Source organism: Photorhabdus akhurstii, assembly GCF_019090985.1.
GTDB lineage: Bacteria > Pseudomonadota > Gammaproteobacteria > Enterobacterales > Enterobacteriaceae > Photorhabdus > Photorhabdus akhurstii.
In genome coordinates, this window is sequence record NZ_CP020335.1 from 3,753,650 (window position 1) to 3,766,577 (window position 12,928).

The window sequence follows — 12,928 nt, forward strand, 5'->3', positions numbered from 1 at the left end:
ACCCGTCATCTTTCAAGCTGTCTCTTTGTTGGCTGCACTCACTCACCCCGGTCACATAGTTATCTATGCTCCCGGGGATTCGCTCCCTTGCCGTCGCGATCCATCTTGAAATCCATAGGGTATATATATCAGATAGTTTTATTCGATATGAGAAGATGACTTAAACCTAACATTTAGCACTAATACAACGAGTTAACTAATCATCAGGATCACCACCACCTATACTCATTGGTACCATACCGAGATCATCGATAATAGTTTCAATGTCTTCCATAGCAGTTTCTGATGCAGAAACAGATTTTGACTCGACAATAACGGATAAGCTATTTTTGTTTACACGATCCTCGAACAACATGATAGCCATTCCATCACCCTGCTTAGAAGACCACTGTAAACCCTGAGCCTCTAAATGTTGGTTATGGATTTTAGCTGCTAACCGTTGCGTAAAAGGGTATTTATCTGCTGTTGAATTAATCACCTGTGATTTGGTAACTCCCCATCGTCTTAATGTTCTGGCATTTAATTCAACTAACACTAAATCTGTGACTGGTTCAATAACTGAGTATACTTTTTGATTAAGGCTCCCACAATCAAATGGCAGCCCCTCTGAAGGCGATCCAACATCGTGAAAAAGTGTTTCCAGCGCAACTGTGCTAAAATTTTCTGCACCATACAATGTTCCCGTCGCTTTTATCGGATTAAACCGCCCTGAACCATAACCAGGATTAAATTGAATAGCAGAAAATGCCTCATGGTGAAGACGATAAATAGGCTTTCCTGCTTTCCAAATATAATAATTACTTATATTCAGCCTTTCTGGGAATTCCGAATCTCCTTGTAATTCTTGGTCTTTTTTCTTAACCATGAACACCCCTTTCCAGTTCTTCCCTAGCAGCAATAAGTACTTGCTCTGGCATTGCTCTCAAGACTTCTTTGGGTTTTTTATTACCTAACCAACTATTATGCGAACCAAACCAAACAGCCAATCCCCAAGAGGTCTTTTTATTACCAAATAACGTGATTATTTTCTTAACAATATCAATAGGTTTGAAATCTTCATTCAAAGCATATTGAGGAAAATAATCTTTACCATCAATCGTAATCGCAAAAATCTTATTACTGTTTTTCCATCTGTTTGGCCCTGCGCTCTTATTACTGGATTTAAACCCGTACCCCTCTGAAACAGCCATTGAGGTTAACCAGATTGAATCTGATAGGATTGATTCCTTTAAAGCCTTTCGACGTGCTGAAAAGCGAGCATCACGATCTTGCTTATGTTCAGATGATAGTTTCGTGACAGAATTATCTGCCTTTATCTTATTGAACTCTTTCTTTTTGGGTTGAATCTCAGGTTCTGCTTTCTGCCTCACTTTCTTACTGGTCTTAAGTACAGAGGGAACATCATCTGTTTTTGAACTAACAAAGCATGAAGTTGGATGAGCATCATTATCATAAGTAGCAATAGAATTCACCGTTGCAACTGCGGTGCTTACTGCAACATATAAGGCTTTACAGTATTCAGTAGTACTAGCTATGTTACGATCCAGTTTGATAATTAAATATTCAGCATTTTTATCAATTTTACGTTCGATGAGCTCAGATCCACTCAATGTTTCTATTTCCACTGATTTCTTCACCTTAGTGGACGAATGCATTCTAGTTGTCATAGTATACCTTCTCATCATAGCAGCATATGGATATATTCAATATATAGGATATATCATGGCTAGTCACCATAGCGCCAATAATAAATATTGTTGTTACATTGTAACCCTTGTGTACTGACAAGATTTTTATTCAAAAGAGGAATATTCACTGCTGTTATAAGAAAAAAATTTAAGAACAAAAACAATAAGCTCTACCTTTTTGAAGTTAGCTATTCAACTAAAACAGAGAGCAAAATTAATCAATTTTTTTATTAAAAATGGCTTCATCAAAATCATTATTACGTGTCAACCACAGAAAAAGTGCTTTCAGAGAATTACAATCATTCTTCGTAGTCTCCAGTGGAACCATGTTTGAGTTTCGTTGCCATCTCAGTAGCAACCTGATTCATATCCAAACCTTCACCAGTAAAATTAGCAGGAATGTTTTTTAACTCAGTTGTCCCCCGTTGAGCAAACTCAACAAAATTAATAATCTCTTCATACATATGTGCAGGCACAGCATAAAACTGGATCTGATTGTTTGATGAGACAGCAACAGCATCTCCTTGGGCTTCCGCCAAAGCTGCGCTAGGATTGGCTTTGAACTTGCTTATCGGTATGGTGTAACCACACATAACCTTCTGTAACATATAAAATACCTCCACTTAACACTGCCATATATAGTTCCAAATTCAGCTCTAAGTATAGATCTATATTTGGAGACAACCAACATTTTGTTGGTTGTAGACAACAACCTATCAGCGTCTAGCGAGCAATCCGCTCCTACACTTTTTAGTTACCGTTTACTCTGAATATACATACATATTAATTAAACACTCGCCTATAGTGCAGTTATTAGTCCTGATGAATCATTATAAAGCAGCCATATATTGCCGTTTGCAAAATGAATTTATTGACTTACAGAATGCTTACAACAAACTTTATCTTCCAAGAATAACGCTGCATTCTTCCTGTCTATTAATAAAATCAACCAACAATAATTCCCAACAGAATCTCTCAAAGTCACAATCTGCATTACTGAATGTCGTGTTAATAATACCGATATCGCCAACAAACAATTGTTTTAAAACCAACCAAAAAGGTTGACTTTTGATCGAATTGCGCTATTTTTGAGGATATGGAAAGAACCTTGATTAGCATTCTCCTCTTTGATACTAACTTGGAATATTTTTAAATATGCTTTCTAAACAGGCAAGCATACTTATGTTTTACCTTCTTGGCAGCATGACGAAAGTTAGAAGAAAGAGAGATGAGTCTGAAAACCAAACTACTTTCTTATCTACATCATTCATACCAATGACATAGGAGTAAATATATTTTGGCTGACTTAGTGCCAATCCCAATAGGCGTAATTGTTGCAGGCAGTTTGAACACGGACAGCGCGGAAAAACCGGAGCGTACACGTAGTACGTGAGGATTTTGAGCACTGCCCAGGTTCGCTCTTTATGGTAAAGAAGGGCAAATAAAATAGCCTTATTGGGATAGGCCGTTAATTTATTTAACGATAAAAGGGCAAGATCAGGGACTCATCTCCGCAGGTTGTTCATCAATTGACTCGATTGGTAATAAATACCAAGTTAACCATCAAGATGAAATTCTGGTTTACGGTTTGAGCCACTCAATGTTACGTAAGAAAAACGTTAAACATCAACCGGTGATAATTAGAAAACCCGTTGATAAATCAACGCCTCTGTTAGGTGTTGCAATTTCCAATAATGAAGTAATGGATTGTTTTATTAACCATTATAGGACAAGTTTAAATGGAGGATTAGAATTATATTTTAATTTAAAGCTAATCGGAGCTCAAATATTGGAATACAGTGTACTCCATCCCAACTCTTTAGAAAATAATGACCAGCAACCTCAAGAAACACTATCGTTAATATATAAAAGTATAACGTGGAACCATATTATCGCAGGAACCGGCGGTTATAGTATATGGGAAGATACGGTATATTAACTCTCAATAAAATACCACCTCCCAAACGGGAGGTATTTAGATAAACTTCAAAATAAACTTCACTCTGTAATCCATTGAATAAATATCAATTCTTTTCTTTTTCTTTTTCTTTTTCTTTTTCTTCACTATCAGGTTTATTCATAGTAAGAAGACAAGAATATGCAATTGCAAAAAACAAAGCACCAAACCGGATTGATCTATAATCATAAATACTAAAATAATGTGGAAATATATATACCAGCACACCGCCATTTACAGCAATGTTATGCTGTACAGTATTAACAATCACAAAGATAACAGTAAAAAGCACCGTTCGAATATGACCCCTTACATATTCCCTCAACTTAAACAGTACAATAAGCACCAAAATAGACATTGCGTAATAAATAATTACAAAAAAGATATTATCATTGGATAACGTTATACCATCACTCATCTTTTTCACCATTATCTCTGCTTTCCTTTTCTTTACTATAGGGTCTATCCATAATAAGAAGACAAGGATATAAAATAAAAGAAAATTCGCACCATATCTAATTGAATCATAATCGTCAATGCTAAAATAATGTGGGAATATATATACCAGCACACCACCATTTACAAAAATACCATATTGAATAGCACCAATAACCACAATAATAACAGTAAAAATCACCTCTCTAATATAGCCCCTGACATATTCACTCAGCTTAAACAGTACAATAAGCACCAAAATAGACATTACGTAATAAATAATTACAAAAAAGACATTGTAATAGGATAATGTCACATCATCATTCATTTTTTTCACCATTATTTCCACTTTGCTTTTCTTTTTCCTCACGATCAAATTTGCTCACAGGCATCAGACAGCAATATACAATAAAGAAAAACAGAGCACCAAACCGAATTGAGCTATAATCATAAATACTAAAATAATGTGGATATATATATATCAGAACACCGCCATTTAATAAAATATTATATTGAATAACAGTAAAAACCAAAAGAATAACAGTAAAAATAACCGCTTGAATATAAATTTTTACGTACCCCCTCAACTTAAAAAGTACAATAAGCACGAGAATAGACATTGCGTAATAAATAATTACAAAAAAAACATTGTAATAGGATAACGTCACATCATCATTCATTTTTCTCACCTTTAGAAATCGAATAAATACCGAAACTAGTCACAAGATCACCAGTAATCTCAGCAAGCAAAGGTATCCTCCCCATCACCTGCCATCCTCTGATGTAATCAGTTTTTATATACCGAAATAAACGAAACGTTCCGGGCCTCACAACAGATCTTGCCATTCCGTACCCAGACAACGCCAGATCTACATAGCCGTAAATTCTATCACCATCAGCTCCACTATAACCAAGGGTTTTAGCTGCATCACGATAAACATCTCTTACCGGACCTGAAACCTCTTTTCTTAATAACAGGTAATACCCATTCTCATAAACATTATTTCCTCCCTGTATCAGTAGAGGTACACCAAAACCCGCACAAGCGGCGCCAAGAGAGGCCACGCATACGCCAAGACCAGCAAAGATTTGAGAACCACCGCTAACAAAACCAATCTGTTTCAAAGTTAAATTGGTTTCTTCATCCTCTTCTTCTTTTTTTTCTTTTTGAACAATCATATATATCTGGCTATCATTCATTAACAGGTCAAATTCCTGTCTCTTTAGGTTATCTATTTCATCTTGCAGGATTGCAATACCACCATCAACAGATAAGCAATTTGTACCTATCTCATGATTAACCGTTCTGATGAGTTCATTTATTTCAAAAAGGAAACGACACCCGCTTCTAGCATCAGAAAGATATCTAAAATTAAGCTTGGATGATATCTCATGTAATTCTTTAATTTTGAGCTCTAAATAATGCAAACTCTGTCTTGATGAAAACGCCATGTTAAACCTCTATAACTCGTTAATTTTGACTCATGCGATCCCCAAACAATGTGATAACCATTCCATGATCCTGTCCAAAAGAACATTGTAAGCCCTTAACCTTAGAATGCTGATTCTAAACTCCAATGGATAACCGTTATATAAAAAGGTCCTCATCCACGGCTGAATCAGATAGCTATGATTTGGTCCCACATGATCCTAATTCCTGACAATACCTATTAAGGCACTCCAATATCTAGAAATGCTTTTCTTTTCCATAGCGGATACCCAGATTATCTGGGTCATACAATATCTTTCACTACTTCTATGAAACCAAATCCATTAAATCACAATAATAGAACAATAAATAGTCTTTTCTTCCCCAGATATCCTATCTTCTAAATACTAACCATTATTCAAACCTAATTTTTAAACGCTATCTATTCTTCAATAATAACAATTATATCCCCATAGAGTTTCTCATCCCTAAAGAACCCGGTTATTTTCATTAACAAAATCAAGAGGCTTAAAATCTTCATACTCTTTTACTACCTAATACGCTTTAAATTCATTGCCCTGCTATGTGCTGTTATTTCCTTACTTACACGATTAGAATTTCATTTGAAATAACGTTTTCCACACCGGCTTAACGCAAAAGTCAGCAATATCAGTCAGGCAATGTCTCTTATGTTCAGGCATAGTGCTCTCTAATTGGAGGATTCAATGCACAATGATAAAACTGACGCCTACGTCAAACGATTCAATCAGGTATTTAATTATATTGAGCGCCATTTGGATGAGCCGCTCACATTGGAACAACTGAGTGAGGTAGCGAATTTTTCGCGTCATCACTTTCATAGGCAGTTTGCCAATTACTGCGGTATACCTGTAGGACGCTATATCCAATTAATGAGGTTAAAGCGTGCTTCTTACCGTCTGGCATTCAATCCGTTAGAAAAAATCATCGATATTGCGTTGGACGCAGGTTTTCAGAATCCAGAATCGTTCAGCAGGGCCTTCAAACAGTCATTTGGTCTGACACCAAGCCAGTTCCGTAAACAACCGGCTTGGATAAATTGGCACCAGCGTATGCCTGAACAAAAACATATCAGGAGACAAACCATGAATGTAAAAATTGTTAATTTTCCAGAAACACTCGTTGCTATATTGTCCCATCACGGTCAACCCGAGTTGGTCAATGCAACCGCCGCACGTTTTATCGAATGGCGCAAAACCACAGGACTGTCACCTGTTACCAGCAGTCAAACCTACGGTATCGCTCCACACGATCCGGCAACGATAAAAGGAGAAGATTTCCGCTTTGATATTTGCGGCACAGTCGAGGCGCCAATCCAAGAGGATAATCTGTTCGGAGTGGCTAACGGCGTCATACCCGGTGGACGTTGCGCCGTAGCTCGCCATTATGGCTCACATGATTCTTTATCAGAGAGTGCGCGATATTTGTATCGCGACTGGCTACCTGCCAGCGGAGAAGAGCTACGCGATTTCCCACTGTACTTTCATTATTTTAATTTTGTGCATGAAGTCGCTACACATGAATTACTGACGGATATTTACTTACCGCTTAAATAGAGTGGCGCTTGTGTTGCAGGCACATATTTTACAGCACGTTATTAACAGTTTGCCCAAAATCTCGAAAGAACGGTACGGTCGTATTGGAGGATGGCCGCCAGCCATCCTCCCGCATTTCATCAATAAGAACGTACAACCTCATTAATTTTTACTCAGATTAATTAGATAATTCTTTTTAGGCTATTCTCATTTTTTTCTATTGACAATAATTGCATCAAAATCATTATTACGTGTCAGCCACAGAGAAAGCGCTTTCAGCGAATCAGGGGTGAATTCATCACAGCGAGCGGTTATCTCCTCCGGCGTCAACCAGCACACATCATCAATTTCCGCTTCCTGTAAAGCAAACGGACCATGACTGATGCAACTGAATAATGCGCCACAAATACGGCAATCTTCTGCTTCATAATAAAAACTACCATGTTCTGCAAAAGGTACACCGGCAATACCTAACTCTTCTTCTGCTTCACGCCGGGCAGAATCCAACATATTTTCACCCGCCATCACAACACCGCCTGCGGTCGCGTCCAGCTTTCCCGGATAAAAATCTTTAGTTATTGTACGATGTTGAACCAAAATCTTTCCCATGCCGTTGTGAACAACGATATAAGTCGCACGGTGTCGTAAACGTTGGGCACGCATTTGTCGACGCGTAGCCTGAGCAATGACTTCATTATTTTCATTAACGATATCGATCCACTCAACACTCACTACATTCTCTTGTTCCATCTTCAAAAACCTTTTTTATTAGCAAGAACTTGTAAATCTACAAAATGTTTATTCTACTCAAAACAACCAAATCGATAGGGACCCTACGAAGTTATTCGTTTCAGACGGCTCATGCAACCTTTTCGCTAAACTTGAAATAGAACTGTAAAGAAACTGTAGTCTGATAAGGTTTTTACTGGTAATGATAACAGGGTTGACAGCTTCATCTTATCAACCCTGAAAATTAGAAAAGAGAAATTCAAACCGTCGTCCGTCCATATTCCTCATTATGGCGGCATTATTTTCTGGCGTTCTATTTATTTGGTTATAAATTTCAATTCATTAATCTTAATATTTAATTTATTGACCTCTGTTTCATCATAATTCTTTCTCAATCCGCGTAGCAATATTGGTATAACGTGTTAAGGCCAAAATATCGCGTTTATCTTGCAGAGTATCAATAAGTGCTAGCTCTAATTGGTTATCCATATTCAAAAACAGCGTATTGCGTTGCCGAATATCAGGAATAATATCATTCCTTTCATTCATTGTTTTTTCAAATAATTGTTTCTGTTCTTGATAAAAATAATATTTATCGGGAGAAAACAATTCTGCAATTCTATCACCAATGTAATGAATATAGTTTAGCATACGGTGATCAGGGACACCTAAAGCATATTTTAAGGTCGGATTTGCATTACGTGGGAACCACTTATCCCTATCAGCACTACTTATATGTTTAAAAAATTCCTTTTGAATCTCCGATGCCATCTTCATATTATCTTCAGTTTCATGATTCAGTGACGGAATCAAATACAATTTTGCCATGACAGGCAATACCTCTGTAAGCCGTATAAAGTTGTTTGAATCATCCTGTTTTAAAGTCTCAATAATAAGATCAGCCTTATAAAAATGAACTATTTCTCCATGATGTAAAAAAACCTCCTGACCTTTCGTCAAACCCAACAATTCAATAGCACTAAATAGATAACCCAATGGTCCCCAATAATTATAAAGCCAGTTATCCAAATCTTTTTCCGGGGGCATAGAGGGAACCAAATCATTTTCATTCACATGACGGTAATGTGTCATATTTTCCAATTCTTGTACCGCGCTGCGGGTTAATGTCCGAGGCATCCCATAGCTATATAAGCAAGGATGATATTCTTTCAGTTGGGCGCTATGCAATAACCCTAAAGCACCACCTAAACTATGTCCACAAACAAATACGTTTCGGTTTTTAGCTAAATTAATAATTTTATCAAACATATTTTCATCAGAACCGGGAACTTTTAACTGACCAATAAGATTAAATGCCTCCCAAAATCCCCTATGAACTTTACCATTATTAATAAAACCACTGCATACCCCATCTGGTTCACACCCCAATTTCAATGGTTGATACATAATATCAGTAATGGCGTCATCAACACTCGCCGTCCCCCTCCAACTGATAATAATATCCTGTTGGTTAGCTGCATAAAATAATTCCGTATCTCCTATCCCGCTTTCACCTGCTTTTGAATCAATAAATACAACATCAGTGTAACGTTCACTAAATGGCACATCATAAACAATGGGAGTACGCGCTATTTTTTCCACCTTACCAGGCAATTGAGATATATCCAGCATCTGTCGGTTAAAAAAATGAGTAATAGAACCAGCTATATCGACATTATCATCAAAATATGACAGTAATCCCATTAGTGCCAAATTATAAGCATTCACCAGGGAATAATCTTTCTGATGATGTAACAATAGTACCCACGCACGAAACGGACATACTTCCAAAACATACCGGCAGTTTGTTGAGAGAACACGAAAACCTTTCGGTACCGAATCCGGGAAATGATAGCGTGGCGGTTTCTCTTCTATCCATTTATCAATGACAGGCAAGCCATCACTTATCTGTCCAATCGTCACATAATGGTGTTGATGACCTTCCGTTTCTGCTTTGGGTTTGACAACTGATGCCCTAATACTGCGTTTTTCCCGTAATGGACGTTGTTCCATTTCATCAGCTAATGGTTGAGCGCTGATATATAACGTCACCGCATCAGGTGATAAGTTTTCTTCCCTAATCAATCCTTGATTATTAGTCACACCTTTGCGTTCATCTCGGAACCTCCCGCTACTTATCAGACGATAAGGCATATTCACTAATGGATTACCTTGTTCATCAACTAATTGGAACTCCACCCAATTTTCTGTAGTTTTTTGGCTATCAATAATGTCACCTGGGCATAATTCGCTCATAATTATTATCTCCCTCTTTTTATTCTGGAATATTAATTCGACACTTATTATTAGGTCGATACATCAATAATAGTGGGAGAGAAAATTCATTCACTCAAGTCTGTAATTGTAATAAAATTCAATAAATGCAAAACGAATATCATTATGAAAAACATAAGGTAAAAAATGGCAGCCAAATAACAATGCAGATCATTGATTTATTTAATTTCACAAATACTAAATCCACAAAAAATAAAAACCAAAAACTTATTATCCTGATATGGAGTTATTATCACCACAAAATTGAAAAATAATATTTTGATTTACATAGGAAAAAAAATTACCCATACTAATTGTCATGATTAATCATTAAATTTTATTTTCAATGAATTAAATAATGAAAAAATTCCCTCTATGCTCAATCAAAACAGAAATAAGAAATTAATTAATAATTTATCATTGATAGCACATTTTCATTAGTCATCACGCAACATGTTCAGCCTATTCCCCTCAGTCTACAAGGACTCAGAAACCATCACCGAAGAGTTAGTATTGAAAATAGTATTGAAATTGGCTATTCACCTTATCCCACTAGATTTAGCACCAAATTCTTCATAGAAACCAACCGTCACTATACGTTGACGATATTATTTCGTTACCCCCCAAGAATCCATTCATCTGATTAATTCTTACAATATTATTGCCTGTTTTTGATAGACGATCCCACGCTCCTGCCACATAATTTGTGGCAATATTTTACTGTTAATTTTTTTGATGAGATTTATTGATGTCCAAATTAGAAAAATTATGCGCAGATTTTGCCGCTCAGACCAACATTATGTTGAATCTTTCCACCGGCGCAGTGCAATTGAACATTGGTGATTATGGCCCCTGGTGGTTAGAAGTGGATTCAACAAGAACAACACTGACTTTTCATCATACGGTGGCCTCGTTTGTGAATAGTGATGCAGAATTTTGGCTCTCATTAAACAGTAATATAAATATGCTTGGAGGAGCATGGCTTGCATTACATCAGCCAACGCAAACTATTCGTCTCTGTTTATTACAAGATATAGAACGAATCGATGCTACTGACTTGGCTAATATTCTGGGAAACCTGCAAAAAATAAGAGCCGAACTTCCTTTTCCAGAAACTAAACTCACCACTTCCGCTTCAGCCCACGATATTTTTGTTTGACCTGTTTTCTCAGGCTAAATGGTTCACAGCAGAAAATAAAATAATGGAGAAAAAATATGCCAGATTTTTCAATACAGAGAGCTAACACCAGAATCGATATTCATCAAACTGAATTGCATCAACCAACTGCAACAGATAAAACTAGCCATTGCTGCGAACCATTGCTAAATAATACCATTGATAACCCACTGACAGCGCCAACCTCGGTTATCACACGTTGGAATGAAAAATCCGTCGTAACTAACAAGCAAATTGAAACTAATATTTCTCGTTTAGCCAGCGAAAGCACTGCCGCCCATAAAACAGTTGATTCTCTCTTGTCCAATCTGGTCAAACTTTTTGTTCGGGCGGAGGGTAATGAGTTAACAGCAGTTACTAAAATGCTTAATGCCTATACCGGAGATAAGCCCGGTTTTAGTATTGTCGGTCAACTTGGCGCAGGTGGATTTACTCGAATCATTAGCGAAGCACGGCAAAATGGTGTGAGACCTGATAGGGCAAATACAGAACCGCTAACATTAAGGGAGAAAGCCACAGCTTATTATGATCTCACTAACTCAGCTTATTTCCGGGACACTCTGGAGAAAATTTATTCATCACCTGAATTGAAATCAGAATTCAAGGATATAATTGATATTGGTTACTTGGAAAGTAAAAACTTTGCACCTGCCCGCGGTTCCACTAAGGAAAAGCCCTTACCTGATCAATTGAATCTCTACACTTTTAAAAATGAAAATAAACTTAATGCCTCTGAAAATCCCGAATTATATCAGGTGACTAAACAGAAAGACGGGAAAGAAGTTATCAGTAACCCGGCTCTGGCCGGCAATAGCCTTACAGAAGTCCAGAGAGATTTCAGAACAGCAGCGCCTGATAAGGATAGTGTCTGGGCAACCGCCGCTTCACTTGAGGCCGATAATCGTCTGACCAACCGAGAGCTGGCGTTTGCCAGTTTAAATCCTCGCAACCGGCTGGACAGAACTGACTATCAATTTGGTCGTTCAGAACCTATCAAAGCACATCAAGAGTTAGCTAAGGAAAACATTATCGTACAACGTGGTAACGGTTTTTCTGTCTGGAATGTGAAAGAAAATACAGGCTTTTCTCAGGATGCCGCTTTGCACAATTTGCCAACTGTCGCTGCGCCTTCGGGTACTACGGATCGCTTTATTACTGCGGCCAGGTTGTTGGGCGCCGGTCTGAAAAATGATCTTGCTTTAGGTACGCCTACTAACGGCGAATCACCAGAGCAATCCATTCAACGTGGGGATCGGGAAATGAAAGAACTGACTCGATGGCTGGCAACGGGTTATCTGGTTGATGATAATCATCACTCTATGATTGAAGTTAATTTAGGCGCGGCTAACCACGGTTTAGCGCCTCAGTGGGGATTGAATCTCTATACAGAACCCTTTTCTTCTCCTATCCATGCCAAAGGGTTTAGCGTATCCAGCCAGGAAGTATTGGCAGAATTAGAAGGCCGTGATGATGTCCACACAGATTACTCTACTTTCAGGAAAGATCTGTACGGCGGAAGTCGGGCAACAGTTAACGCGGATGGCAGCATAAAAACAAGCTCCAAATAAGTACGCTTTTCTCCAGAAGAAAAACTGATCATTTCTTTATTCATGATCTTCCTGTCGTACTGCTCAGGAAGATCACGTTGGTCTTAGCAAAATCCGC

Annotated in this window: 12 protein-coding genes; 4 read left to right on the forward strand and 8 right to left on the reverse strand. The window is 37.6% G+C overall.

Annotated features, from left to right (window positions below):
* Positions 1 to 196: 196 nt before the first annotated feature.
* The 3 genes from B0X70_RS16050 to B0X70_RS16060 form a co-directional block, all read right to left on the reverse strand.
* The gene (locus tag B0X70_RS16050; RefSeq protein ID WP_052739542.1) at positions 197 to 865 is read right to left on the reverse strand and encodes an RES family NAD+ phosphorylase; all 669 of its coding nucleotides are present in this window, start codon (positions 863 to 865) and stop codon (positions 197 to 199) included.
* Positions 858 to 1,625, reverse strand: a complete 768-nt coding sequence (locus B0X70_RS16055; protein ID WP_217469801.1) for an integrase — start codon at positions 1,623 to 1,625, stop codon at positions 858 to 860. The genes B0X70_RS16050 and B0X70_RS16055 overlap by 8 nt, the downstream gene beginning before the upstream one ends.
* Before the next feature lie 362 nt (positions 1,626 to 1,987).
* A complete protein-coding gene (locus B0X70_RS16060; protein ID WP_217469802.1) occupies positions 1,988 to 2,296 on the reverse strand; it encodes an antitoxin of toxin-antitoxin stability system in 309 nt (102 codons plus the stop codon).
* A gap of 863 nt (positions 2,297 to 3,159) precedes the next feature.
* Here B0X70_RS16060 and B0X70_RS16065 point away from each other — a divergent pair.
* Positions 3,160 to 3,627: an Hcp family type VI secretion system effector gene (locus tag B0X70_RS16065; protein ID WP_214040406.1), complete on the forward strand. Its 468-nt coding sequence runs from the start codon at positions 3,160 to 3,162 to the stop codon at positions 3,625 to 3,627.
* A gap of 85 nt (positions 3,628 to 3,712) precedes the next feature.
* On the opposite strand, the gene B0X70_RS16070 is transcribed toward B0X70_RS16065, so the two are convergent.
* The 3 genes from B0X70_RS16070 to B0X70_RS16080 are packed head-to-tail and all read right to left on the reverse strand — an operon-like array spanning position 3,713 to position 5,532.
* A complete protein-coding gene (locus B0X70_RS16070) occupies positions 3,713 to 4,408 on the reverse strand; it encodes a hypothetical protein (protein WP_217469803.1) in 696 nt (231 codons plus the stop codon).
* On the reverse strand, positions 4,401 to 4,760 hold the full coding sequence (locus tag B0X70_RS16075; RefSeq protein ID WP_105399568.1) for a hypothetical protein: 360 nt from the start codon (positions 4,758 to 4,760) through the stop codon (positions 4,401 to 4,403). The genes B0X70_RS16070 and B0X70_RS16075 overlap by 8 nt, the downstream gene beginning before the upstream one ends.
* Positions 4,753 to 5,532 carry a DUF4225 domain-containing protein gene (locus B0X70_RS16080; protein WP_217469804.1) on the reverse strand — a complete coding sequence of 260 codons (780 nt, stop codon included), beginning with the start codon at positions 5,530 to 5,532 and terminating at the stop codon, positions 4,753 to 4,755. Before B0X70_RS16080 ends, B0X70_RS16075 begins: the two co-directional genes overlap by 8 nt.
* A gap of 702 nt (positions 5,533 to 6,234) precedes the next feature.
* On the opposite strand from B0X70_RS16080, the gene B0X70_RS16085 reads away from it, so the two are divergent.
* Positions 6,235 to 7,104, forward strand: a complete 870-nt coding sequence (locus B0X70_RS16085; RefSeq protein ID WP_217469805.1) for an AraC family transcriptional regulator — start codon at positions 6,235 to 6,237, stop codon at positions 7,102 to 7,104.
* Between the two features lie 186 nt (positions 7,105 to 7,290).
* Here the strand turns inward: B0X70_RS16085 and yfcD are convergent, their stop codons facing one another.
* Together yfcD and B0X70_RS16095 are read right to left on the reverse strand one after the other, a co-directional pair.
* On the reverse strand, positions 7,291 to 7,833 hold the full coding sequence (yfcD, locus tag B0X70_RS16090) for an NUDIX hydrolase YfcD (RefSeq protein WP_036778799.1): 543 nt from the start codon (positions 7,831 to 7,833) through the stop codon (positions 7,291 to 7,293).
* 357 nt (positions 7,834 to 8,190) lie between these two features.
* Entirely contained in the window at positions 8,191 to 10,068 is a 1,878-nt protein-coding gene (locus B0X70_RS16095) for a Tle2 family T6SS lipase effector (RefSeq protein WP_217469806.1), read from the reverse strand.
* 766 nt (positions 10,069 to 10,834) lie between these two features.
* Between B0X70_RS16095 and B0X70_RS16100 the strand changes: the two genes are divergently transcribed.
* Both B0X70_RS16100 and B0X70_RS16105 read left to right on the forward strand, forming a co-directional pair.
* On the forward strand, positions 10,835 to 11,245 hold the full coding sequence (locus tag B0X70_RS16100) for a type III secretion system chaperone (RefSeq protein ID WP_105396415.1): 411 nt from the start codon (positions 10,835 to 10,837) through the stop codon (positions 11,243 to 11,245).
* A 56-nt stretch (positions 11,246 to 11,301) separates the two neighbouring features.
* Positions 11,302 to 12,831, forward strand: a complete 1,530-nt coding sequence (locus B0X70_RS16105) for a hypothetical protein (protein ID WP_217469807.1) — start codon at positions 11,302 to 11,304, stop codon at positions 12,829 to 12,831.
* The last annotated feature ends 97 nt before the right edge of the window (positions 12,832 to 12,928 follow it).

What these genes read in the sequence shown, in the direction of transcription:
- B0X70_RS16100 (WP_105396415.1), top strand. Translation starts at nt 10,835, where the DNA reads ATGTCCAAATTAGAAAAATTATGCGCAGATTTTGCCGCTCAGACCAAC.
- B0X70_RS16080 (WP_217469804.1), bottom strand. Translation starts at nt 5,532, where the DNA reads ATGGCGTTTTCATCAAGACAGAGTTTGCATTATTTAGAGCTCAAAATT.
- yfcD (WP_036778799.1), bottom strand. Translation starts at nt 7,833, where the DNA reads ATGGAACAAGAGAATGTAGTGAGTGTTGAGTGGATCGATATCGTTAAT.
- B0X70_RS16060 (WP_217469802.1), bottom strand. Translation starts at nt 2,296, where the DNA reads ATGTTACAGAAGGTTATGTGTGGTTACACCATACCGATAAGCAAGTTC.
- B0X70_RS16085 (WP_217469805.1), top strand. Translation starts at nt 6,235, where the DNA reads ATGCACAATGATAAAACTGACGCCTACGTCAAACGATTCAATCAGGTA.
- B0X70_RS16095 (WP_217469806.1), bottom strand. Translation starts at nt 10,068, where the DNA reads ATGAGCGAATTATGCCCAGGTGACATTATTGATAGCCAAAAAACTACA.
- B0X70_RS16070 (WP_217469803.1), bottom strand. Translation starts at nt 4,408, where the DNA reads ATGAATGATGATGTGACATTATCCTATTACAATGTCTTTTTTGTAATT.
- B0X70_RS16075 (WP_105399568.1), bottom strand. Translation starts at nt 4,760, where the DNA reads ATGAATGATGATGTGACGTTATCCTATTACAATGTTTTTTTTGTAATT.
- B0X70_RS16050 (WP_052739542.1), bottom strand. Translation starts at nt 865, where the DNA reads ATGGTTAAGAAAAAAGACCAAGAATTACAAGGAGATTCGGAATTCCCA.
- B0X70_RS16105 (WP_217469807.1), top strand. Translation starts at nt 11,302, where the DNA reads ATGCCAGATTTTTCAATACAGAGAGCTAACACCAGAATCGATATTCAT.